Below are 22,709 nucleotides of genomic sequence, written 5' to 3'. Positions count from 1 at the left end.
TTAGTGGAAAGTAAAGTTGATGAAAATAGCTCTGCTTTTCATCGATTCGATATTTCCTGTCCAGGGACTGTTAGGGTCGTTGTCCCGGATAAGTTCGTCTTTTAAGCTAAAACAACCTCGAATAGAAGGCGAGAAAATAAAATATTCGGAGAAAAAATCAATTCCAAACCCCAATTCGTAATTTGTACTCCAGGGTTTTACTCTGAATTTTTGCTGTTGATTATCGTCTATAGATTTAGAATTTCCGGATAAATTTAAAGTTGTCGATAATCCGCCCACAATGTAAGGACGGATGTTTCCTGTTCGCAGCGCAGAAAATTTTAATAACAGCGGAAAATGAATATAAGTACTGCTTACTTCTCTCAAAGCGTCATTTTCGTTGGTGAAATTAGGATAATGCAGTGTTCTTTTGGTGTAATACAATCCGGGTTCAAAACGAAGATTGATGTATTCCTGCAATTTTAAATCGGCTACTACACCCACATTAAAACCGGTGGATTTTTGTGTTTGAATATCAGGTCCTACGGTTTTGTAGTCTATTTTAAAATCAAAAGAGCTAAATCCTAAGTAGTAGCCAAAATACAGGCGTTGTTTTTGAAAGTTCTCCAAATTGATAATAGGGTCTTTGCTAAACATACCTTTAGATTGCGAATGAGCGCTAAAACAAAGTAGGAGTAGAAGAAAGACAACTATTTTTTTCATTTTAAAGTAACTTAGGTTATTTTTTGGAAGCTGTATATATCGTGGCGACACCAAATGTTTGTGGTAATGCTTTCACCTCTATAAACCCAATTTTTCTTAAAATATTGTTTAAGGCTTCACCATAAGGAAATGCTGCTGCTGATTCTGAAAGATAACCGTAGGCAACATTGTCTTTTGAGAATAATTTTCCAATGATTGGAAGGATGTTTTTACTGTAAAAGTGGTAGCCTTGCTTGTAAGGTGTTTTTTCAGGAACTGAAGTTTCTAAGATTACAAATGTGCCGTTTGGTTTTAGAACGCGCAATATTTCCGCTAAACCTTTTTCCAGATTTTCAAAATTTCGAACACCAAAGGCTACAGTTATAGCGTCAAAATGATTGTCGTCAAAAGGAATTTTTTCCGAGTCTCCTAAAATCATTTCGATTCGGTCGGATAAGTTTTTTTGAGCAATTTTTTTTACTCCAACTTCCAGCATTCCTGAAGAAATATCTAAACCGGTAATTTTTTTTGCGCTGCTGTTTGCCATTAAAATTGCCAGGTCGCCGGTTCCGGTTGCGATATCCAAAATGGTTTCTGGTTGGGTGTTGGCAACTATTTTGAGAACTTTCTTTCTCCATTTAACATCAATTCCAAAAGAAATTACACGGTTTAAATTGTCGTAATTTCCGGAAATCGTGTCAAACATTTTTGTAACCTGTTCTTTTTTGCCTAAAGTGGAATCTTTATAAGGAGTGATATTTTTTGCCATTTTTTAAATTTTGACAAATATAGTACAATGCCTTTTAAGTTGGTCTTTAAATTGAGTTTCAATTTGACTGAAATAGCAATTTTTGGTTTTTTGAAATATCACTAAAAGTGGGTATTGTATGACAAATGCTTTGTCTCTAAATTTACCAAATGAATTTCTTTGCAATACATAATAAAGAATTACTTGTTCAGCTCAAATGGTTGTTTTTTGCGTTGGCAATCTCATTTGTTCTTGTGGGTTATTTTGACGGTGCCGCTTTGATTAAAAGTGGTGTTAGGGTTCAGGCGCAAAACACGTTCTTAGGATTAAATTTGTTTTTGGAAATTTTAATTTTCATTGCCTTTTGCACCTTTGTGGTATTTGGTATAAAAGGTTATTTCGAGATGTTTTCTCGAAAAATTGCAAATATTATTATTCTCGTTTCGGGAATGAGTTTATTATTTGTGAATTTGGTATTGATGTGTCAAATTATTTTTCAGGAATAGAACAGCAGTTCTAAAAAGTATTGCAATGAGTCAAAAAAAACACCTCTTTTATTGAGGTGTTTTTTGTTTCTTTATGTAAGTTTCAAAGGTGTAATCATAAAGGTGTTTGTCATCTTTTGCCTGAAAATCACTGTTGATGAGTTCCCAGTCTTCTGTTTTTATTTCCGGAAAAAATGCATCGGCTTCAAAAAGGTGATGAACTACGGTTAGTTCTATTTTATCGGCAAAAGGCATTGCCAGATTGTAAATTTCACCTCCGCCAATAATAAACGCATCTTCGTTTTTTGGACATTTTTCAATGGCTTCTTCAATGCTGCCAACAACTATGCAGCCTTCGGCCTGATAGCTAGTTTGTCGGGTAATAATAATGTGAGTGCGGTTAGGTAATGGTTTTGGGAAGCTTTCAAAGGTTTTTCTTCCCATAATTATATGATGATCGGTGGTTAAGTTTTTGAATCTTTTAAAATCATTTGGCAGATGCCAAACTAATTGGTTGTCTTTTCCTAGTGCTCTGTTTTCGGCAGCAGCAGCAATCATTGTAATCATTCGTGTTTATTTAGTAGGAGGTTCTTCGTTGATTTGGTCGCTTAATTCGGCTATTTTCTTTTCCTGTAGTGCAACTAAGCGGTCGATTTGTTCTCTTTCCCAATTTTTGTCCATAAAGCGATCGGTGATGAAAACTTTGATAAAATGTAAAATAAATAAAAAGAGCCAGGCTGTTATGAGCCAAATGTGCCAATGGGCATCTTGGTTGAAATTAAAAACTTTAGTAGCAATAAATAAAAATATACCGGCTAAAAACAATAAAACAAAATGAAAATAAACCCTTTTTTTTTGTTTTATACGTCTTCTGGCATATTCGTATAATTCATGTTGTTCGGATTTCATAGGTTAGTTTTTTTTGTTTATAAAGATAAAATTTAATTTTGAAATCCTTATTTATGCTTAAAAAAATAATAAAAAGGTTGGATTAGGTTTTTGTTTATTGTAAAAAATACGAAAGTTAATTTGTTGAATTGCTTTAATTTTAACGTTTTATTAAGTTTTTGCTAAAAGTGTCTTTCGGATGTTCTTAGTTCGAATAAAATGACTTACTTTGTTTTATAACAACTAAAAATGAAACAGTTATGTCAATTAAAAAACAGTTTGTAAAATCAAAACCGGTTTGTAAAGTTACATTTTCTATTGAAGCTAAAGAAGCTGCTCAGGCTTCAGTAGTTGGAGATTTTAATAATTGGAATCCGGAAGAAGGAGCTTTAAATAAATTAAAAAATGGTACTTTTAAAGGTGTTTTTGATTTAGATAAAGATGCTGCCTACGAATTTAAATATCTGGTTGACGGAGAATATATTAACGAAAGCGAAGCAGATTCTTATAAATGGAACGAATTTGCAGGAGCAGAAAACAGCGTTTTAGAGGTTTAATCTAAAACGCTTTTTTTTATTTGTTTATACGGCAACATTTCCTTTGATAGTCTCGTGTGGTTCGTAGCCTACGAGTGTAAAATCGTTGTAGTCAAAATCGAAGATGTTTTTTATCTCCGGATTTAAAATCATTTTCGGTAATGGTCTTGGTTCGCGCGATAATTGCAGTTCCAATTGCTCAAAATGATTGTTGTAGATGTGTGCATCACCAAAAGTGTGAATAAATTCTCCAGGTTCTAAGTCGCACACCTGAGCAATCATCATGGTTAATAGTGCATAAGATGCAATATTGAACGGAACACCTAAAAAGATGTCGGCACTTCTTTGGTAGAGCTGACAGGAAAGTTTGCCATCGGCAACATAAAATTGGAAGAAAGCGTGGCAAGGCGGTAAAGCGGCTTTATTATTAGCTACATTTTCTTCGAATGATTTTGTAGTGTCCGGTAGTACCGAAGGATTCCAAGCCGAAACCAGCATTCTGCGGCTGTTTGGATTGGTTTTTAATTCCTTGATTAAATCAGAGATTTGGTCAATTTCTTCACTGTTCCAATTACGCCATTGGTGTCCGTAAACCGGGCCTAAGTCTCCATTTTTATCAGCCCAGGCATCCCATATTTTTACGTTGTGTTCTTTAAGGTAACCAATGTTGGTTTCGCCTTTCAAAAACCAAAGCAATTCGTAGATAATAGATTTTAAATGTAATTTTTTGGTGGTAACCATTGGAAATCCTTCGCTTAAATCAAAACGCATTTGGTAACCAAAAACACTTTTAGTTCCTGTTCCTGTTCGGTCGCCTTTTTGGCAGCCGTTTTCCATTACATGTTTTACTAAATCTAGGTATTGCTTCATAACGTGTTTAGCCGTTTAATTGCTTAATGTGGAGTTTTTATCGATTAATCGAATAAACAAATCCACGTTTAAACATTGTTTTATGATTCTCTCTTTGAAATTTCGTCTCTTATTTTTGCGGCTTTTTCGTAATCTTCCTGCTCCACAGCCTGAATTAATAAATCGTTTAATTCCTGTAAGCTGTATTTGATATAGGCTCTGCCGCTTTCAGCTTCGGTTGAAAAAGATTCGGGATTAGAAATAACATCGTCTACCGGTTCTTCTTTTTCAGACTCGGAAGGATTTGTTTTTAGGTAAATACCGGCTTTATCAAGAATGTTTTTATAGGTGAAAATTGGTGCATTAAAACGTAATGCCAAAGCAATGGCGTCAGAGGTTCTGGCGTCTATTATTTCTTCAATTTTATCTCTTTCGCAAATAATACTTGAGTAAAACACACCGTCAACTAATTTGTGGATAATAACTTGTTTGACCACAATGTCGAATCGTTCGGCAAAATTTTTAAATAAATCGTGAGTTAACGGACGCGGTGGTTTTATTTCTTTTTCTAAAGCAATAGCAATAGACTGAGCTTCGAAAGCACCTATTACGATAGGTAGTTTTCGTTCGCCATCTACTTCATTCAAAATCAAAGCGTAGGCTCCATTTTGTGTTTGGCTGTATGAAATTCCTTTTATGGATAATTTAACTAAGCTCATAATTGTTGAAATGAAAAGTATCGTTTTTTATTTTGGATTTTACTTTAAACTGATTTGGGTTGCAATATTAACTAAAAAATCTGCCAATAAACAAAGATACGATTATCTTATTTTATTAGGCAGAATTTTCAATTGGAAAATACTATTATGCGTTTTGTGCTTTAAATGTTTTTAGTTTTTCAATTAGTCTTGGAACTACATCAAAAGCATCGCCTACAATTCCGTAATCGGCAACTTTAAAGAAAGGTGCTTCCGGATCAGTGTTGATAACTACTTTTACTTTAGAAGCGTTGATCCCGGCGATGTGCTGGATTGCTCCCGAAATTCCAATAGCAATGTATAAATTGGTTGCAACCGGTTTTCCTGTTTGCCCTACGTGCTCTCCGTGCGGTCTCCATCCTAAGTCGGAAACGGGTTTAGAACAGGCGGTAGCAGCGCCAAGAACAGCGGCTAAATCTTCGATTAATCCCCAGTTTTCAGGTCCTTTTAATCCACGTCCTCCTGAAACCACAATGTCAGCATCGGCAATGGAAACTTTTCCGGATGTTTTTTCAACAGATTCTACTTTGATTCCGAAATCATTGTCTCCAAGATTTGGATTAAAAGCTTCTTCGGTTAATGTTGAGGCATTTTCAAAAAGGCCATAAGAGTTTTTGGCTAGTCCAATTACTTTTACGTCCGTATTAATTTCGGTAATGTTGAAAGCTTTGTTAGAAAAAGCATTTCTTTTTACTTGAAAAGGTGAAGTACTTATTGGTAAGCCTACTACATTTGAAGCAAAACCAGCTTCAAGATTTACTGCAACTAAAGACGAAAGGTAAATGCTGTCAGTACTTGAAGATAAAATTACAAGTTTTGTGTTTTCTTGTTCTGAAGCTTGCTTAATTACATCGGCATAAGCTTTAGCATTGAAAGAGGCAAGTTTGTCATTGGTTACTTTTAAAACTTTGTCAACTCCGTATTTTGCTAAATCAGCAACATTGTCATTGTTTATAGTTAAGGCGGTTACAGTTGTACCTAAAGAATCAGCTACTTTTTTTGCGTAAGAAGCAATTTCAAAAGCTACTTTTTTAAATTTTCCTTCAGCTGATTCGGTATATATTAATATTGACATATTCTTTATGTTTATTCGGTTATTTGTTTATTCGGTCTTTTGTCGCAATGAAAAACTGATTACTGCAACTGCTAACGGAATACTAAATTACTTTCGCTTCGTTGTGTAATAAGTCGATTAGCTCGTCTAAATTATCAGGAGAAATCATTTTGATCGCTGATTTTGGAGCCGGTTTTTCAAATTTTACTGCTTTGGTATTTGCAGGAGCATCAACAGCTTCTGTAATATTTAAAGGTTTCGTTCTGGCAGTCATAATTCCTCTCATGTTTGGAATACGTAAATCTTTTTCTTCAACGATTCCTTTTTGAGTACCGATAATTAATGGTAATGAAGTAGAAACAGTTTCTTTTCCTCCGTCAATTTCGCGAACGGCTTTTACATTGTTTCCGTCAACTGCAATATCAATACATGAATTTAAAAAGTTATATCCTGAAAGCGCTGCGGTCATTCCCGGAACCATTCCTCCATTATAATCTAATGATTCTTTACCAGCAATTACTAAATCGTATACGCCGTTTTTAACTACTTCCGCTAATTGTTTGGCTACAAAAAAACCATCTGTAGGAGTTGCGTTGATGCGAATAGCCTCATTTGCTCCAATGGCTAAAGCTTTTCTTAAAGTTGGTTCGGTTTCCGGACCGCCTACATTTACTACGGTTACAGTTGCGCCTTGTTGTTCTTGGAACCAAATGGCACGGGTTAATCCGAATTCATCATTAGGATTGATAACATATTGTACACCATTGGTGTCAAATTCAGTATCGTTGTTGGTAAAATTAATTTTTGAGGTAGTATCAGGAACATGACTGATGCAAACTAGTATTTTCATGTTTGAATATTTTATATATTTCGTAGATTGAGTCACAAAATTAGAACAATATTTCGAATAATTTGTTATTAATAACTACTTAGCGGTTTTGAAAATTGTTTTTGTTTGTTTTTTAGCTGCGAAATTGAGCGATAAACAGAAGATATTCACATACCGATAATAAGATGTTAGAATTTAAAGCGGAATATTTAGCTTAATTGATGCTTAAATGGTTTAAAATATTTATTTTTGCTGCTTTGAAAATTATATACATACTATATCTAATATGAGAACGATACAATTTAGAGAGGCCATTTGCGAAGCGATGAGTGAGGAAATGCGTCGTGATGAGTCCATATATTTAATGGGTGAAGAAGTTGCAGAGTACAATGGAGCTTATAAAGCGTCTAAAGGGATGCTTGCTGAATTTGGAGATAAAAGAGTTATTGATACTCCAATTGCAGAGTTAGGTTTTTCAGGTATTGCTGTAGGTTCAGCAATGAATGGTTGCAGACCTATTGTTGAATACATGACTTTCAATTTCTGTTTAGTTGGTATTGATCAAATTATAAATAATGCTGCTAAAATGCGTCAAATGACAGGTGGACAATTTAACGTGCCTATCGTTTTTCGTGGACCAACAGCTTCTGCTGGTCAGTTAGGAGCAACACACTCGCAAGCTTTAGAAAACTGGTTTGCAAATACTCCGGGGCTTAAAGTGATTGTGCCTTCTACACCTTATGATGCAAAAGGTCTTTTAAAAGCAGCTATTCGTGATAACGATCCTGTTATTTTCATGGAATCTGAGCAAATGTACGGTGACAAAGGTGAAGTTCCTGAAGGAGAATATGTAATTCCAATTGGAGTTGCGGATATCAAAAGAGAAGGAACAGATGTAACTATCGTTTCTTTTGGAAAAATTATCAAAGAAGCTTTTATTGCTGCTGATGAATTGGCTAAAGAAGGAATCTCTTGTGAGATTATCGACTTGAGAACCGTTCGTCCAATGGATCAGGAAGCTATCTTGAAATCAGTGAAGAAAACAAATCGTTTAGTAATTCTTGAAGAAGCCTGGCCAGTAGCAAGTATTTCTTCTGAGATTACGTATATCGTTCAGGAGCAGGCTTTTGATTTCTTGGATGCACCTATTCAAAGAATCACAACAGCTGATACTCCGGCGCCATATTCTCCGGTATTATTAAAAGAATGGTTGCCTAATGCAGCTGATGTTGTAAAAGCGGTAAAGAAAGTAATGTATAAATAATACATCATAAATACTATGAAGGCTTCATCTTACGTTAGTTTGATGAAGCTTTTTTTTTAAATTTACTATATGAGTAAGAAGTACTTGTTTTTAGCATTGGTTTTTATTTTTTCTGTTTTTACAACACTTTTTGCCCAAACTAAAGTGAGCGGGATGGTTGTAGATAAAAACAATCAGCCGGTTCCTTTTGCGAATGTTGTTTTGAAAGGTTCTAATCGGGGAGTGATGTCTAATGAAGACGGACGTTTTTATATCGAATCACCTAATACATATACTACTTTATTGGTTTCTTCGGTAGGTTTTTCGGATAGGGAAATTACTTTGGAGAAAGCAGTGAATTACAATTTTAAAGTGATTTTAAAGGATGTTGAAGAACTCAAAGAAGTAGTTATTTATGCCGGAAAAACTTCTAAAAAGAATAATCCGGCTTTAGATATTCTTCGAAAAATTTGGGAAAGAAAACGGAAAAACGGCTTGTATCAGTTTGATCAATACCAAATGGAGAAGTACGAAAAAGTAGAATTCGATATGAATACTATCGATAGTGCTTTTATGAAAAGCAAACTTTTCAAAGGGATGGAATTTGTTTTTAAACATGTTGATACTTCGAGAGTTACCGGAAAAACCTATTTGCCTATTTTTATCAATGAGTCTTTAATGGATGTTTATGGAAATAATAAACTTAAAAAGGTAAAAGAGAAACTTAAGGCTAATAAAAACTCCGGATTTAGTGATAATCAGCAGATTTTATCTTTTGTAAAAGACTTGTATTCCGATTATGATATTTACAATAATCACATGACTTTTTTTGATAAAAGTTTTACTAGTCCATTATCTAAAACAGGTATTGATGTTTATAATTATGTTTTAAGAGATAGTGCTTTTATTGATAAAAAATGGTGTTACAACATTATTTTTTATCCGAGAAGAAAAAATGAGCTGACTTTTAAAGGTGATTTTTGGGTAAATGATACCACTTTTGCCATTAAGAAAATTAATATGGCTGTTACTAAAAGTGCTAATATTAACTGGGTGAAAGATATTTACATCGAGCAGGAATTTGAGGTAGAAAATGATTCGGTTTTCTTGTTAACTCGTGATTATATGATGTCGGATTTTGCTTTGAGAAAAAAAGATGAATCCAGAGGAGTTTATGGAAAACGTACTACTTTGTATCAAAATCATAAATTTAATATCGAGAAACCGGCTTCTTTTTATAAAGAGGAGGTGAATTATATCGATAATGACGTTTATAATAAATCGGATAAATATTGGGAAGAAAACCGTTTTGAAAATCTGAATAAAGACGAAAAAGGGATTTATAAAATGCTGGATACGTTACAAACGGTGAAGAAATTCAAGCGTTTGTACAATCTGGTTTCGATTCTTGGAAGTGGTTATGTTCAATTTGGGCATTTTGATTATGGACCAATATTTTCCACCTTTGGATACAATGAGGTGGAAGGAATCCGAATCCGAACAGGTGGACGAACTTATTTTGGTCCAAATGATCTGTGGAGATTGCAAGGTTATACGGCTTATGGATTTGATGATAATAAATTCAAATACGGTATTTCCGGAAAATGGATGGTGGATAAGAAAAACCGAATCATTATTTCGGGAGGAAACCGTCGGGATGTAGAACAAATCGGGGCGAGCTTAACTACAACAAATGATGTTTTAGGAAGAAGTTTTGCTTCGTCTTCATTGGTTTCAACTAGTAGTAACGGAAAATTGACGAATATTAATTTGTCGAATTTGGCAGTTGAAATCGAGCCGGTTAAAAACCTGATGTTTCAGGCAGGGTTTTCCTATAGAACTTTAGAATCGGCTTCAGATACTTTCAAATTAGATTATTATACAGATGCAACTCAAACTACAACAAGAAGCGATGTAAAACAATCCGAAGTGAATTTTCAGGTCGAATTGGCGCCAAATCGAAAAATGATAGGTTTTGGTGTGGAAAGAAATGTGGTAGATAGTCCGTTTAGTCGTTTTTATATCAATTACAGTCATGGATTTAAAGGCTTGTTTAATAGCGATTTTGATTACGATAAACTGCAATTGTATTATAAGCAGCCTATTATTATCGGGCCTCTCGGACGTACTAATTTGACTTTGGAATTAGGAAAAACATTTGGAACTATTCCCTTAGGCTTGATGAGTGTGATTCCGGGGAATCAGTCGTATTTTACCATTGAAAATACTTTTACAAACCTTAATTTCTATGAGTTTGTAGCAGATCAATATGCTACTTTGCAATGGGAGCATAATTTTGGAGGACGTTTGTTTTCCAGAATTCCTTTTATGAGAAAGTTAAACTGGAGGGAGATTGTTGGTGCCAGAGGTGTTTTTGGAACTATTTCGGATGCTAACAGAGCTATTAATGCTTCCGGCTTAATTTATCAGTCGCCTGAAAGTGGATATTGGGAGTACAGTGCCGGAATTGGAAATATTTTTAAAGTCTTCCGAATCGATTTTACCTGGAGAGGGAATTATTTGAACGCTCCTGATGCACAGAAATTTTCTGTAAAAGGTTCATTTGGTTTTTATTTCTAAAACATTAAATAAAAGTTTTGTTCTTCTTTTTCAGTACAAATGTTTTGCTATAAATGAGGAATTAAATTACTTTTGTGCCCAAATAAATTCAACTTAAGATAATTAAAAAATGACTGCAGACAAAATAAACACTTTCGATGTTTTGATCGAAATTCCTAGAGGAAGTAGAAATAAATACGAATATGATTTCGAAATCAAAAGAATGCGTTTTGACAGAATGTTATTCTCTTCAATGATGTATCCTGCTGATTACGGATTTATTCCTGAAACTTTAGCATTAGACGGAGATCCGTTAGATGTTTTGGTTTTAGTAAATGAGCCAACTTTCCCTGGATGTGTTATGGAAGTTAAACCAATTGGTGTTTTCCACATGGCAGATGATAAAGGTCCGGATGAAAAAATTGTTTGTGTACCGGTTTCAGATCCAATTTGGAATAAATTAAATGATTTATCAGATGTTAATCCTCACTTATTAAAAGAAATTGAACACTTTTTCCAAGTGTACAAAGACCTTGAAAACAAACAGGTAGATGTTGAAGGTTGGGGAGATGTTAACGAAGCTCTTGAGATTTTAAGACAATGTACAGAGCGTTTCGAGCAAATTGAAAACAAACCAGCAGGATTATTTAGTATCAAATAATTCAAGTTTATAAAAATGTAAAAAAAGCAATATTCTGTAAGAGTATTGCTTTTTTTGTTTAAATTCGTTTGTATACTGTTGATTATTAACCTTAACCAAAAACGAATTTATGAATACAATTATGATTTGGGTGCCTGTAATCATGGCATTAATAGGATTGGCTTTTATGTTCTTAAAAAGAGCCTGGGTTTTAAAACAAGATGCCGGAGACGGAAAAATGGCGGCCATTTCGGATTATATTTACGAAGGAGCCTTAGCTTTTCTGAAAGCGGAATACCGATTATTGGCAGTTTTTGTCCTTTTTGCCAGTATTGTTTTAGCCGGAATCACTTTTTTGCCAGGAGTTAAAACACATTTATTAATTGTAGTTGCTTTTATAGTTGGAGCCTTCTTTTCTGCTTTAGCCGGAAATATGGGAATGAAAATTGCCACGAAAACTAATGTCCGAACCACGCAGGCTGCCCGAAGTAGTTTGCCCCAGGCTTTAAAAGTTTCTTTTGGCGGAGGAACAGTGATGGGTTTAGGAGTGGCTGGTTTGGCGGTTTTAGGTTTGACTTCTTTTTTTATTTTCTTTTTTCATTTTTTTATGAATGGTTCCTGGACTTCTACCGAAGACATGACTGTAGTTTTAGAAACACTGGCCGGTTTTTCGTTAGGTGCTGAATCTATTGCGTTATTTGCTCGCGTTGGAGGCGGAATTTATACTAAAGCTGCCGATGTAGGTGCTGATTTAGTAGGAAAAGTGGAGGCCGGAATTCCGGAAGATGATCCTCGAAATCCGGCAACTATTGCTGATAACGTAGGTGATAACGTGGGTGACGTAGCGGGAATGGGGGCTGATTTATTTGGTTCTTACGTGGCTACCGTTTTAGCGGCAATGGTTTTGGGAAATTATGTCATTAAAGATATGGGAGGAAATATTAATGATGCTTTTAATGGTGTTGGGCCAATTTTGTTACCCATGTCTATTGCTGGTTTTGGGATTTTATTTTCAATTATCGGAACATTATTGGTGAAAATTACTGATGATAATGCAAAGGAAGCACAGGTTCAGAAAGCCTTGAATAAAGGGAACTGGATTGCGATTATTTTAACTGCTGTTAGTTGTTTCTTTTTAGTGCAATATATGTTGCCTTCAACCATGCAAATGGAATTTTTTGGTGAAGGAAGTCAGGAAGTTTCATCGATGCGTGTTTTTTATGCAACTATCGTTGGATTGATTGTAGGCGGGGTAATTTCGTCGGTTACGGAATATTATACCGGTTTAGGGACGAAACCAGTGCTGGAAATTGTTCAAAAATCGTCAACCGGAGCTGGGACGAATGTGATTGCCGGTTTGGCAACAGGGATGGTTTCTACTTTTCCAACGGTTTTATTATTTGCAGGTGCAATTTGGATTTCCTATAGTTTGGCCGGTTTTTACGGAGTAGCTTTGTCGGCGTCGGCAATGATGGCAACTACAGCTATGCAGTTGGCCATTGATGCTTTTGGACCAATTTCGGATAATGCCGGTGGAATTGCTGAGATGAGTGAATTGCCTAAAGAAGTTCGTACGCGTACTGATATTTTGGATTCTGTAGGGAATACAACTGCCGCAACCGGAAAAGGTTTTGCTATTGCTTCGGCAGCTTTGACTTCTTTGGGGTTATTTGCGGCTTATGTAACTTTTACCGGAATTGACGGGATCAATATTTTCAAAGCACCTGTTTTAGCGATGTTGTTTGTTGGTGGAATGATCCCAGTGGTTTTTTCGGCTCTGGCGATGAATTCAGTGGGTAAAGCAGCGATGGATATGGTATACGAAGTGCGTCGTCAGTTTAAGGAAATTCCTGGAATTATGGAAGGTTCGGTAAAACCGGAATATGGTAAATGTGTAGCCATTTCGACCAAGGCAGCTTTGCGTGAAATGATGTTGCCGGGGATTCTGACTATTGGTTTTCCAATAGCTATAGTTTTAATCGGTAAATTGGTTTATGCAGATAACAATCAGTTGATAGCGGAAATGTTAGGTGGGTATATGGCCGGAGTTACGGTTTCAGGTGTGCTTTGGGCTGTTTTTCAAAATAATGCCGGAGGAGCCTGGGATAATGCGAAGAAATCATTTGAAGCTGGTGTTATGATAAATGGAGAAATGACTTATAAAGGATCTGATGCGCATAAGGCAGCTGTTACTGGAGATACGGTAGGAGATCCGTTTAAAGATACTTCAGGGCCTTCGATGAATATTTTAATTAAACTGACTTGTTTAATTGGTTTGGTTATTGCGCCAATTTTAGGTAGTGGAAGTGAATCAGGAGCACTGGCTTCCTGTTGTGAAAAAACTGAAATGCATTCAGCTAAAATGTTGCATTGTGATATGTCTAAAATGATAACGATGACTAAGGAAGAATGCGCGAAAATGTGTGATAGTTTGCGTTGTACACCAGAGCAAAAAGAAGTTTGTTTGTCTCATTATGATGTGAATGGTAAGTTTGTTGGTTCGGCTTCGTCTTTAAAGAAGAATTGTTGTGTTCATAAAAAGTAAGTTGATAATAAAAATAGAAATGCCCCGAAATTTCGGGGTATTTCTTTTGTAATTATTTTTTTGATTAAAACAATCCGTTTAATTCGGCATTGATTCTCTCAATTATATTTCCAAGGTCTTCCGGATTGTCGACAAAGTTAATTTTGTCAACATCGATTACTAATAATTTGCCTCTGTTGTAGGTTTGAACCCAAGCTTCGTAGCGTTCGTTTAATCGACTTAAGTAGTCAATTGAAATCGAATTTTCATATTCACGTCCTCGCTTATGAATTTGTCCAACCAAATTTGGAATGGAACTTCTTAGGTATATTAATAGATCAGGGGCTTTAACTGTAGACTCCATCAATTCAAAAAGAGAAGAATAGTTTTGAAAATCACGTGTAGTCATTAAGCCCATTGCATAAAGATTGGGAGCGAAAATATGAGCATCTTCATAAATGGTTCTGTCCTGAATTACTTTTTTACCGCTTTCTCGAATTTGCATCACCTGACGAAATCGACTGTTTAAGAAGTAAATTTGAAGATTAAATGACCAACGCTCCATTTGATGGTAAAAATCATCTAAATAAGGATTGTCTACTACGTCCTCATAATGAGGTTCCCATTTAAAATGTTTGGATAGTAAAGCGGTTAATGTTGTTTTTCCTGAACCTATATTTCCTGCTACTGCTATGTGCATTATGTTGTTAGCGTTTTATAATTTGTATTTAACTTAAGTTGTAAAAATAGAAAAAAAAATAGTCTTTGTCTGGAGAAATTAGATTGATTTTGAATTTTATCGCGGAGGTTTGTGAAATAAAAAAGCCATTCGTTTTTGCGAATGGCCTTCTGAAATTATTGAAGAGTGATTATAAACCAAAAGCAGTTTTGATTTGGTCAACGTAATCTAATTTTTCCCAAGTGAATAATTCTACGGTTACTGTTTTTTCTTCGCCACCAGGAGCAGAGAAAGTTTTAGTAACTACTTCAGGAGTACGTCCCATGTGCCCGTAAGCAGCAGTTTCGCTATAGATAGGATTTCTTAATTTCAAACGTTGTTCGATAAAATAAGGACGCATATCAAAAATAGCGGCTACTTTTTTAGCGATTTCTCCATTAGTTAAATTTACTTTTGAAGTTCCGTAAGTTTCTATAAAAATTCCCATTGGCTCAGCTACACCAATTGCGTAAGAAACCTGAACTAAGATTTCATCGGCAACACCGGCAGCAACTAAGTTTTTAGCAATATGGCGGGTTGCATAAGCAGCACTTCGGTCTACTTTACTTGGATCTTTTCCGGAGAAAGCACCACCACCGTGAGCTCCTTTTCCACCATAAGTATCCACAATAATTTTTCTTCCTGTTAAACCAGTATCACCGTGAGGTCCTCCAATTACGAATTTTCCTGTTGGGTTAATGTGGTAGTTGATTTTATCGTTGAATAAATGTGCGTGTTCCGGGTTTTTAGCTATGATTCTAGGAATCAAAATTTCGATAATATCTTTTTTGATTTTAGCCAGCATAGCTGTTTCTTCATCAAAGTCATCGTGCTGAGTAGAAATAACAATAGCATCGATACGTACTGGTACGTTGTCATCGCTATACTCAAGAGTTACCTGAGATTTCGCATCAGGACGTAAATACGTGATTGCTGTATTTTCGCGTCTTAAAGCAGCTAATTCTTTTAAAAGTTTGTGTGATAAATCAAGTGCCAATGGCATATAATTTTCAGTCTCGTTAGTGGCATAACCAAACATCATTCCCTGATCTCCGGCACCTTGCTCTTCAGGAGTTTTTCGGTCAACTCCCTGGTTAATATCAGCCGATTGTTCGTGGATAGCTGAAAGAACACCGCAGGAATTAGCTTCAAACATATACTCGCTTTTCGTGTATCCAATTTTTTTGATTACATCGCGGGCAATTTGTTGTACATCTAAATAAGTGTTTGATTTTACCTCACCGGCTAAAATAACCTGACCCGTAGTTACTAATGTTTCGCAAGCAACTTTTGAGTCTGCGTCAAATGCCAGGAAATTATCAATTAGTGCATCTGAAATTTGATCTGCTACTTTATCCGGATGTCCTTCGCTCACAGATTCTGACGTAAATAAATAAGCCATAATAAAATTTTTTTAAAATTAAGCGAGGAAAACAGACTGCCGAAAAAGACTAAAGGAGGGTTTCTGCTTTAGCATTTTTTTTTCTACTGAATTTTTTCAGTACTCATAACGAAGAGCTTTCGTTACGAAGAGGTTGCAATCAGTTCAAATTTTTCCTCTTGTATTTTGTGGTGCAAAGGTATAAAACCATTTTTGAATTGTAAATTAAACTTAGCTAAAATTTTAATATTAAATTTTTGAGGTGATGCAGTTTGGTTTTCTATAAAGAATTGATGTGTGGTTTTGGGTTGTAATAGCTAAAGATTTGAATTTTTTTGATAATCTTAATTTAAAATTAAGTTAACATGACAACAGGAGTTTGTGTGTATCTTTGATACATCAAATCAGGAGAGTGGAATAAGGATGATTTAGTGAATTTTCCGAGCGAAAAAGCTCTTTTTTGATTTGTTTTTGCAGACAGAGTCTTAAAATAGATATAAAAATCCATAATAAACTGTTAATTAGTTTATTTGGTTGTAAAATTTTTAAAAATGTAATTGGTGATAAAGATTTTTTTATATCTTTGTGTCACTAAAGAAAAAGAAAAAATGAATTTTATTATTTGTAAAAAATCGATGGTTAAAGCAAAGGAGGTCTGCAGGAGTGCAGTAGCTTAATTCTTTTTATTCAAATAAGATAAAAATATAGCAAAAGCCTCCTAAAGAAATTTAGGAGGTTTTTTGTTTAAAGCACAAATAATAAGATTTCAAGATTACAACAGATGATTAGTATTAAGAATAACATTAAGATGAATAAGCAATTTTCGGCGGCTGTACTTTGTGTGCAAAAGCTGGTCTGTTGATATCCAAAAGATTCGTTTATAAAATTATATAAACCCTTTTGGTACAGTATCAAAAGGGTTTTTTTATAACACAAAAAATAATATAACAAACAATAAATAAGTCAAATAAATTAAATTTAAACATCATGAACACAAAAAGAATGATCACAAGGGCATTAGACTTTATAAGAGAAATAAGGGCTACTAACAATGCAGAAAAAGAAAATAGGATAGAATTAACCGACAGCAGATTTGGTATTAATACGGATGCAGATTTGAAAGATCAAAAAAAAGCATCTAATTCATTAACGTTTATGATGTATTCTAAGGAAAATGAAGCACTGTTTATCTAATTGTAGTATTTTGAATATAGGGCTCAAACGCAGGTGATTTCTGGATTTTGTGTTCAGTGATGACTTGCGTTTGTTTGATATATAGTTGCTGATTTAAAACTGGGTCGGCAAAATTTGTTTGTTTGAAAAAATAGTAGTTACTTTGTGGCTTTAAGTTCATAAACGTATTGAAATGTTATAAAGAAAGGACGAGGGATTAGACCCGATGATGCCTTAGCAACCCTTCGATTTGTCGAAGAAGGTGCTGCATTCTACCACAAAAAAATGTGGAAAGATAACAACGCAAATTCTTCTAGTTTATTGAGCCTTCTTTTTAATGTTTCCATCATCAAACCTATTTAAAGATTTGAAATTGGAAAATAATCCCAATCCTATTATCATAAAAAATTTCACTACCGAGAGTGGTGCATTTTATCCTGTTATCAATTTAAGTTACCAGATTTTTGGTCCGGAGCTTCATACGGCTCCTGTTGTTTTAGTTAATCATGCTTTAACGGGCAACGCTCAGGTTATTGGAGAGAATGGATGGTGGAATGATTTAATTGGTGAAAATAAAACGATTGATACCCATAAATATTCTATTCTGGCTTTTAATGTTCCGGGAAATGGTTTTGATGAAGTAATTATAGAAAACTATGCTGATTTTACAGCCAGAGACATTGCCCGACTTTTTGTTGAAGGAGTCAAATTTTTGAAAATTCAGCAATTGTATGCTATTATTGGTGGCTCAGTAGGTGGAGGAATTGCCTGGGAAATGATTGCTTTGGAACCTAAATTGACACTAAATCTAATCCCTATTGCAACCGACTGGAAATCGACCGATTGGTTGATTGCAAATTGTTTTTTGCAGGAACAAATTTTAAAAAATTCGTCTAATCCAATTGAAGATGCCCGTATTCATGCCATGCTGTGTTACAGAACGCCGGAATCTTTTAAATTGAAATTTGACAGAACCATTAATGAAGAATTAGCTATATTTAATATCGAAAGCTGGTTGTTGCATCATGGGAAAAAATTGCAAAAACGGTTTCAGTTAGCTTCATATAAAATGATGAATCAGTTATTGAAAACCATAGATGTTACCCGAAATAGCGATTCGTTTGAAGTTTTTGCTTCTAAGATTGAAGCTACGATACATATTATTGGTATAAATTCAGATTTGTTTTTTACCGCACAGGAAAATAAAGATACTTATGAAGAGTTAAAAAAGCATCATGTAAATGTTTCTTATAAAGAAATAAAATCTATTCATGGCCATGATGCTTTTTTGATTGAGTATGAACAATTAAACAATTTACTTGCTCCTATTTTTTAGCAGCAATACAAAATATATTTGAGATGAAAATATTAAAATTTGGAGGAAAATCTTTATCGAATGGAGAAGGCATCAATAAAGTGGTTTCCATAATTACTGATAAAGTGAATCAGGGAGAGCAAATTGCCGTTGTGGTTTCGGCTCGTGGAAGTGCGACGGATGAATTAGAAGCAATTCTTGCTGTAGCGGCTAAAAATGGCGATTATAAATCGTTGCTCGAAAAATTCAAACAGTATCAGCAGAATGATTATAGCGCGGTTGATTTGTCGGAAGAATTTGCTGTTTTGGATAAATTATATGAAGGAGTAAGTTTAATAGGCGATTATAGTTCTAAAATTAAAGATCAGATTTTGTCTGTTGGCGAATTGCTTTCGGCAAAATTATTAACAGCAATTTTAGTTGAAAAAGGAATCAATGCCAAGTTTGCTGATTCCAGAATTTTTCTAAAAACCGATTCAAAATTTGGCGATGCACAGCCTTTAGAACAGGTTTCAAAGAAAAATGTGATTCAGTATTTTAAAGATAATGCGGTATATGTCAATATAGTTACCGGTTTTATTGGTTCTAATATTAATAATGTTACCACAACTTTGGGACGTAACGGTAGTAATTATACGGCTTCTTTGTTAGCTAATTATTTAAATGCAGCCGAACTTCAGAATTATACGCACGTAGATGGTATTTATACGGCCAATCCTGATTTGGTAGCCGATGCTAAGAAAATCGATCATTTGACTTTTAATGAAGCAAATGAGTTGGCTAATTTTGGAGCGACTATTTTGCATGCTAAAACCATTATTCCGTTGTTGGAAAAAAATATTCCGTTGCGAATATTAAATACTTTCAATCACGAAAATGAAGGAACTTTAATTACGGCTACTTCAACTTCAGGAGGTATTAAAACGCTTTCTGTTTTGGAAGATTTGGCTTTGGTGAATTTAGAAGGAAGAGGGTTACTTGGTAAAACCGGAGTTGACGCCCGAATTTTTAAAGTAATGGGCGATAATAATATCAGTGTGAGTATTATTTCTCAGGGATCTTCCGAAAGAGGAATAGGTTTGGTTGTGGCCGAATCTCAGGCTACTAAAGCGATGATTGAATTAGAAAAAGAATTTGAAAATGATTTCTATTCTAAAGATGTCAATAAGATTTCGGTAACCGATGATGTTTCGGTAATTTCGATTATCGGTCAGGATTTGAGTACCTTTCATAAACCTTATACGGCTTTAATTCGCAATAAAATCATCCCGATTTTATTCAATAATACCGTTACGGGGAAAAACGTGAGTTTGGTTGTTAAAAAGCACGAACTTCACAAAGCTCTGAATGTAATTCACGGGGAGATTTTCGGGGTTTCTAAAAAAATAAATATTGCTGTTTTTGGTCACGGATTAGTGGGAGGAACTTTGATTAATCAGATTTTAGAATCCGCTAAGGCAATTGAAAAAAGAAAAGATATCAAACTGAATATTTTTGCTATTGCTAATTCTAAAAATGTGTTGCTAAACAAAGACGGTGTGTCGCCTAATTGGGTAAACGAAATCCAGACTAACGGATTTGCTTATGACATTAAGGATATTATCACTTATGCAAATGAGAATCATTTAGAAAACTTAATTGCGGTTGATAATACTGCCAGCGCAGCCTTTGTGGAAAATTATATTCCATTGGTTGAAAATGGTTTTGATTTGATTTCTTCTAATAAAGTAGCTAATACGTTAAGTTATGGTTTTTATAAAGAATTACGAAAAGTACTGGCAGAAAATCAAAAGAACTATTTGTATGAAACCAATGTTGGTGCCGGTTTACCATTGATTGATACGATTAAATTATTACATCTTTCAGGTGAAAATATCACTAAAATTAAAGGAGTGTTTTCGGGTACATTGAGTTATTTATTCAATAATTTTTCTGCTAAAGAGGTTCCGTTTAGCGAAATTTTGAAAGAAGCAATTGATAATGGTTATACGGAGCCGGATCCGCGTGAGGATTTATGTGGAAACGATGTAGGTAGAAAATTATTGATTTTGGCAAGAGAATTGGATTTGCAAAACGAATTCGAAGAAGTAGCTATTCAGAATTTAATTCCGGAGCATTTACGTGAAGGAAGTGCTGCGGATTTCTTAACCAAATTAAAAGAATTTGATCCGATTTATGCTAAAATAAAAGAAGAACAAAAGCCAAATCATGTGTTGCGTTACATTGGAGAATTATCAGGTGATTTACAAAATGACAAAGGGATTTTAGAAGTGAAATTAGTTTCAGTTTCTTCAGATACGGCTTTAGGCGGATTGAAAGGTTCGGATTCTTTCTTTGAAATTTACACCGAATCTTACGGTGACCGACCAATTGTAATTCAGGGAGCCGGGGCAGGTTCGGCAGTAACAGCTAGAGGTGTTTTTGGTGATATTTTAAGATTGTCAGATAAAGGTTAGGATTTTAGATTGCAGATTAACGTCCCGATAGTTATCGGGATTGATTTCAGATTAAAAAAAAAGTATTATGAAAATAACATTAGACAGAGTAAACGAAAACTTCCACTTTCAATTAAAAAACGAAAGAGGACATATAGTAAATGTAGATGCACGTCCGGATTTTGGAGGAAATGATATGGGGCCAAGTCCGATGGAATTGGTTTTGATGGGTGTTGCGGGATGCAGCGGAATTGATATGATTTCGATTTTGAAAAAACAACGTCAGGAAATTACTTCTTTCAAAGCTGAGGTTGAAGGAGAAAGAGTTCAGGTGGGAGAAGCAAAACCGTTTAAAAATATTTATGTGGTTTTCTCATTAGAAGGAAACATTAAAGAGGACAAAGCGGCTAAAGCAGCTCAATTGTCTTTTGAAAAATATTGTTCCGTTTCTAAAACGGTAGAGCCTACTGCGACTATTCATTACAAAGTAATTTTGAACGGAGTAGAATTAGCGAAATAATCACTGATTATTATAAGAGATTAAAAATAATTAGTTTAAGTTGTATCGTGATTACGGTAAACTTTAAACTTTAAATTAAATTAAAATGGAAGAACAAGAATTTGGTTTTGAAACTCAAGCCATTCGTACACATATCGACAGAACGTCTTATCAGGAACATTCAACGCCTTTGTTTTTATCTTCAAGCTTTGTGTTTGAAGATGCTGAGGATATGAGGGCTTCGTTTACAGAGGAAAAAGTACGTAATATTTACAGCCGATTTTCGAATCCTAATACAACGGAGTTTGTAGATAAAGTTTGTGCTATGGAAGGAGCTGAGGCAGGTTATGCCTTTGCAACCGGAATGGCGGCGATTTATTCTTCTTTGGCGGCTTTGTTGAGTTCAGGAGATCATATTGTTTCGGCAGGAAGTGTTTTTGGTTCTACGCATGCGTTGTTTATGACTTATTTTCCAAAATGGAATATCACAACTTCGTATTTTGATATTAATGAGCCGGATACCATTGAAAGTTTCATTCAGCCAAATACTAAAATTTTATACGTTGAAACGCCAACGAATCCGGGTGTGGATGTGATTGATTTGGAATTGTTGGGACAGATTGCTAAAAAGCACAATTTGATTTTAATTGTGGATAACTGTTTTGCAACGCCATATATTCAACAACCGATGAAATACGGCGCACATATTGTGATTCATTCGGCAACGAAATTAATGGACGGACAAGGACGTGTTTTAGGTGGAATTGCTGTGGGTAACGCTGATTTGATACGTCAGATTTATCTTTTCTCTCGAAATACAGGTCCGGCAATGTCACCATTTAATGCCTGGGTATTGTCAAAAAGTATCGAAACTTTAGCTTTGAGAGTAGAAAGACATTGTGAAAATGCAATGAAAGTGGCTGAGTTTTTAGAAAATCACCCGAATGTAAACAGTGTGAAATATCCTTTCCTGAAATCGCACCCTAAATATGAAGTGGCTAAAAAACAAATGCTTTTAGGTGGAAATATTATTGCTTTTGAAATTAAAGGTGGTATTGAGGCTGGAAGAGCGTTTTTGGACAAAATTAAATTATGTTCGCTTTCAGCAAATATTGGAGATGCTAAAACGATTGTGACGCATCCGGCTTCTACAACACACAGTAAATTATCAACGGAAGAGAAACTAGCGGTTGGAATTACCGAAGGTTTAGTTCGTGTTTCTGTTGGTTTAGAAACAGTAAAAGATGTTATAGCCGATTTAGAGCAGGCGCTTTCTTAAGAAAGAAACATAAAACAAAAAAAGAAGCCGTCTCAAAACTGAGGCGGTTTTTTTTGTGCTTTATATTTGGTTTAACATAAGTTATTTCGTATATTTAGTCGTTGATTTACAACTG

Annotated in this window: 21 protein-coding genes and 1 riboswitch; of the genes, 11 read left to right on the top strand and 10 right to left on the bottom strand. The window is 34.8% G+C overall.

The annotated features are described in order from the left end of the window. The gene (porT, locus tag B6A10_RS03170) at nt 1–702 is read right to left on the bottom strand and encodes a type IX secretion/gliding motility protein PorT/SprT (RefSeq protein ID WP_188219685.1); all 702 of its coding nucleotides are present in this window, start codon (nt 700–702) and stop codon (nt 1–3) included. Between the two features lie 16 nt (nt 703–718). Beyond that, nucleotides 719–1,450 (bottom strand): bifunctional demethylmenaquinone methyltransferase/2-methoxy-6-polyprenyl-1,4-benzoquinol methylase UbiE, encoded by a 732-nt coding sequence (gene ubiE / locus B6A10_RS03165; RefSeq protein WP_188219684.1) that lies wholly within the window; start codon nt 1,448–1,450, stop codon nt 719–721. Nucleotides 1,451–1,599: 149 nt separating this feature from the next. On the opposite strand from ubiE, the gene B6A10_RS03160 reads away from it, so the two are divergent. Continuing rightward, a complete protein-coding gene (locus tag B6A10_RS03160; protein WP_055094553.1) occupies nt 1,600–1,935 on the top strand; it encodes a hypothetical protein in 336 nt (111 codons plus the stop codon). Nucleotides 1,936–1,983: 48 nt separating this feature from the next. Here B6A10_RS03160 and B6A10_RS03155 read toward each other — a convergent pair whose 3' ends face one another. Next, on the bottom strand, nt 1,984–2,481 hold the full coding sequence (locus tag B6A10_RS03155; RefSeq protein ID WP_188219683.1) for a dihydrofolate reductase: 498 nt from the start codon (nt 2,479–2,481) through the stop codon (nt 1,984–1,986). Between the two features lie 6 nt (nt 2,482–2,487). Beyond that, nucleotides 2,488–2,823 (bottom strand): 2TM domain-containing protein, encoded by a 336-nt coding sequence (locus B6A10_RS03150; protein ID WP_188219682.1) that lies wholly within the window; start codon nt 2,821–2,823, stop codon nt 2,488–2,490. Between the two features lie 239 nt (nt 2,824–3,062). Between B6A10_RS03150 and B6A10_RS03145 the strand changes: the two genes are divergently transcribed. Next, the gene (locus B6A10_RS03145; protein WP_055094559.1) at nt 3,063–3,359 is read left to right on the top strand and encodes an isoamylase early set domain-containing protein; all 297 of its coding nucleotides are present in this window, start codon (nt 3,063–3,065) and stop codon (nt 3,357–3,359) included. Nucleotides 3,360–3,383: 24 nt separating this feature from the next. On the opposite strand, the gene B6A10_RS03140 is transcribed toward B6A10_RS03145, so the two are convergent. The 4 genes from B6A10_RS03140 to B6A10_RS03125 form a co-directional block, all read right to left on the bottom strand. Next, on the bottom strand, nt 3,384–4,208 hold the full coding sequence (locus B6A10_RS03140) for a thymidylate synthase (protein WP_188219681.1): 825 nt from the start codon (nt 4,206–4,208) through the stop codon (nt 3,384–3,386). 80 nt (nt 4,209–4,288) lie between these two features. After that, on the bottom strand, nt 4,289–4,906 hold the full coding sequence (locus B6A10_RS03135) for a bifunctional nuclease family protein (protein ID WP_026712816.1): 618 nt from the start codon (nt 4,904–4,906) through the stop codon (nt 4,289–4,291). A 145-nt stretch (nt 4,907–5,051) separates the two neighbouring features. After that, complete coding sequence (locus B6A10_RS03130; RefSeq protein ID WP_188219680.1) at nt 5,052–6,020, bottom strand: electron transfer flavoprotein subunit alpha/FixB family protein; 969 nt, start codon at nt 6,018–6,020, stop codon at nt 5,052–5,054. Between the two features lie 82 nt (nt 6,021–6,102). Continuing rightward, nucleotides 6,103–6,849: an electron transfer flavoprotein subunit beta/FixA family protein gene (locus B6A10_RS03125; RefSeq protein WP_188219679.1), complete on the bottom strand. Its 747-nt coding sequence runs from the start codon at nt 6,847–6,849 to the stop codon at nt 6,103–6,105. Nucleotides 6,850–7,105: 256 nt separating this feature from the next. On the opposite strand from B6A10_RS03125, the gene B6A10_RS03120 reads away from it, so the two are divergent. The 4 genes from B6A10_RS03120 to B6A10_RS03105 all read left to right on the top strand — a co-directional run bounded on the left by B6A10_RS03120 (nt 7,106) and on the right by B6A10_RS03105 (nt 13,815). Further along, entirely contained in the window at nt 7,106–8,092 is a 987-nt protein-coding gene (locus B6A10_RS03120) for a pyruvate dehydrogenase complex E1 component subunit beta (protein WP_262493877.1), read from the top strand. A gap of 69 nt (nt 8,093–8,161) precedes the next feature. Next, nucleotides 8,162–10,651 carry a DUF5686 and carboxypeptidase-like regulatory domain-containing protein gene (locus B6A10_RS03115; protein WP_188219678.1) on the top strand — a complete coding sequence of 830 codons (2,490 nt, stop codon included), beginning with the start codon at nt 8,162–8,164 and terminating at the stop codon, nt 10,649–10,651. Nucleotides 10,652–10,760: 109 nt separating this feature from the next. Next, nucleotides 10,761–11,291 (top strand): inorganic diphosphatase, encoded by a 531-nt coding sequence (locus B6A10_RS03110; RefSeq protein ID WP_055094570.1) that lies wholly within the window; start codon nt 10,761–10,763, stop codon nt 11,289–11,291. A 109-nt stretch (nt 11,292–11,400) separates the two neighbouring features. After that, nucleotides 11,401–13,815 (top strand): sodium-translocating pyrophosphatase, encoded by a 2,415-nt coding sequence (locus B6A10_RS03105; RefSeq protein WP_188219677.1) that lies wholly within the window; start codon nt 11,401–11,403, stop codon nt 13,813–13,815. A gap of 64 nt (nt 13,816–13,879) precedes the next feature. On the opposite strand, the gene B6A10_RS03100 is transcribed toward B6A10_RS03105, so the two are convergent. Together B6A10_RS03100 and metK are read right to left on the bottom strand one after the other, a co-directional pair. Continuing rightward, entirely contained in the window at nt 13,880–14,494 is a 615-nt protein-coding gene (locus tag B6A10_RS03100) for a deoxynucleoside kinase (protein ID WP_188219676.1), read from the bottom strand. Nucleotides 14,495–14,663: 169 nt separating this feature from the next. After that, nucleotides 14,664–15,914, bottom strand: a complete 1,251-nt coding sequence (metK, locus tag B6A10_RS03095) for a methionine adenosyltransferase (RefSeq protein WP_188219675.1) — start codon at nt 15,912–15,914, stop codon at nt 14,664–14,666. A 966-nt stretch (nt 15,915–16,880) separates the two neighbouring features. On the opposite strand from metK, the gene B6A10_RS03090 reads away from it, so the two are divergent. From B6A10_RS03090 to B6A10_RS03070, 5 genes are all read left to right on the top strand, one after another. Continuing rightward, nucleotides 16,881–17,087 (top strand): hypothetical protein, encoded by a 207-nt coding sequence (locus B6A10_RS03090; RefSeq protein ID WP_026712824.1) that lies wholly within the window; start codon nt 16,881–16,883, stop codon nt 17,085–17,087. A gap of 172 nt (nt 17,088–17,259) precedes the next feature. Further along, nucleotides 17,260–17,368, top strand: a riboswitch (SAM riboswitch). A gap of 71 nt (nt 17,369–17,439) precedes the next feature. After that, nucleotides 17,440–18,402, top strand: a complete 963-nt coding sequence (locus B6A10_RS03085; protein ID WP_238929356.1) for an alpha/beta fold hydrolase — start codon at nt 17,440–17,442, stop codon at nt 18,400–18,402. Nucleotides 18,403–18,425: 23 nt separating this feature from the next. Beyond that, nucleotides 18,426–20,837, top strand: coding sequence for a bifunctional aspartate kinase/homoserine dehydrogenase I (gene thrA / locus B6A10_RS03080; RefSeq protein ID WP_188219674.1), 2,412 nt, complete (start codon nt 18,426–18,428; stop codon nt 20,835–20,837). Nucleotides 20,838–20,904: 67 nt separating this feature from the next. Continuing rightward, nucleotides 20,905–21,336, top strand: coding sequence for an OsmC family protein (locus B6A10_RS03075; RefSeq protein WP_055094582.1), 432 nt, complete (start codon nt 20,905–20,907; stop codon nt 21,334–21,336). An 85-nt stretch (nt 21,337–21,421) separates the two neighbouring features. Beyond that, nucleotides 21,422–22,594: a trans-sulfuration enzyme family protein gene (locus B6A10_RS03070; RefSeq protein WP_188219673.1), complete on the top strand. Its 1,173-nt coding sequence runs from the start codon at nt 21,422–21,424 to the stop codon at nt 22,592–22,594. Nucleotides 22,595–22,709 lie beyond the last annotated feature (115 nt).

Source organism: Flavobacterium pokkalii, assembly GCF_014596575.1.
Taxonomy (GTDB): domain Bacteria; phylum Bacteroidota; class Bacteroidia; order Flavobacteriales; family Flavobacteriaceae; genus Flavobacterium; species Flavobacterium pokkalii.
Note: the sequence above shows the minus strand (reverse complement) of the source record. Positions and strands in the feature narration are given on the sequence as shown.

What these genes read in the sequence shown, in the direction of transcription:
- porT (WP_188219685.1), bottom strand. Translation starts at nt 702, where the DNA reads ATGAAAAAAATAGTTGTCTTTCTTCTACTCCTACTTTGTTTTAGCGCT.
- ubiE (WP_188219684.1), bottom strand. Translation starts at nt 1,450, where the DNA reads ATGGCAAAAAATATCACTCCTTATAAAGATTCCACTTTAGGCAAAAAA.
- B6A10_RS03160 (WP_055094553.1), top strand. Translation starts at nt 1,600, where the DNA reads ATGAATTTCTTTGCAATACATAATAAAGAATTACTTGTTCAGCTCAAA.
- B6A10_RS03155 (WP_188219683.1), bottom strand. Translation starts at nt 2,481, where the DNA reads ATGATTACAATGATTGCTGCTGCTGCCGAAAACAGAGCACTAGGAAAA.
- B6A10_RS03150 (WP_188219682.1), bottom strand. Translation starts at nt 2,823, where the DNA reads ATGAAATCCGAACAACATGAATTATACGAATATGCCAGAAGACGTATA.
- B6A10_RS03145 (WP_055094559.1), top strand. Translation starts at nt 3,063, where the DNA reads ATGTCAATTAAAAAACAGTTTGTAAAATCAAAACCGGTTTGTAAAGTT.
- B6A10_RS03140 (WP_188219681.1), bottom strand. Translation starts at nt 4,208, where the DNA reads ATGAAGCAATACCTAGATTTAGTAAAACATGTAATGGAAAACGGCTGC.
- B6A10_RS03135 (WP_026712816.1), bottom strand. Translation starts at nt 4,906, where the DNA reads ATGAGCTTAGTTAAATTATCCATAAAAGGAATTTCATACAGCCAAACA.
- B6A10_RS03130 (WP_188219680.1), bottom strand. Translation starts at nt 6,020, where the DNA reads ATGTCAATATTAATATATACCGAATCAGCTGAAGGAAAATTTAAAAAA.
- B6A10_RS03125 (WP_188219679.1), bottom strand. Translation starts at nt 6,849, where the DNA reads ATGAAAATACTAGTTTGCATCAGTCATGTTCCTGATACTACCTCAAAA.
- B6A10_RS03115 (WP_188219678.1), top strand. Translation starts at nt 8,162, where the DNA reads ATGAGTAAGAAGTACTTGTTTTTAGCATTGGTTTTTATTTTTTCTGTT.
- B6A10_RS03110 (WP_055094570.1), top strand. Translation starts at nt 10,761, where the DNA reads ATGACTGCAGACAAAATAAACACTTTCGATGTTTTGATCGAAATTCCT.
- B6A10_RS03105 (WP_188219677.1), top strand. Translation starts at nt 11,401, where the DNA reads ATGAATACAATTATGATTTGGGTGCCTGTAATCATGGCATTAATAGGA.
- B6A10_RS03100 (WP_188219676.1), bottom strand. Translation starts at nt 14,494, where the DNA reads ATGCACATAGCAGTAGCAGGAAATATAGGTTCAGGAAAAACAACATTA.
- metK (WP_188219675.1), bottom strand. Translation starts at nt 15,914, where the DNA reads ATGGCTTATTTATTTACGTCAGAATCTGTGAGCGAAGGACATCCGGAT.
- B6A10_RS03090 (WP_026712824.1), top strand. Translation starts at nt 16,881, where the DNA reads ATGAACACAAAAAGAATGATCACAAGGGCATTAGACTTTATAAGAGAA.
- thrA (WP_188219674.1), top strand. Translation starts at nt 18,426, where the DNA reads ATGAAAATATTAAAATTTGGAGGAAAATCTTTATCGAATGGAGAAGGC.
- B6A10_RS03075 (WP_055094582.1), top strand. Translation starts at nt 20,905, where the DNA reads ATGAAAATAACATTAGACAGAGTAAACGAAAACTTCCACTTTCAATTA.
- B6A10_RS03070 (WP_188219673.1), top strand. Translation starts at nt 21,422, where the DNA reads ATGGAAGAACAAGAATTTGGTTTTGAAACTCAAGCCATTCGTACACAT.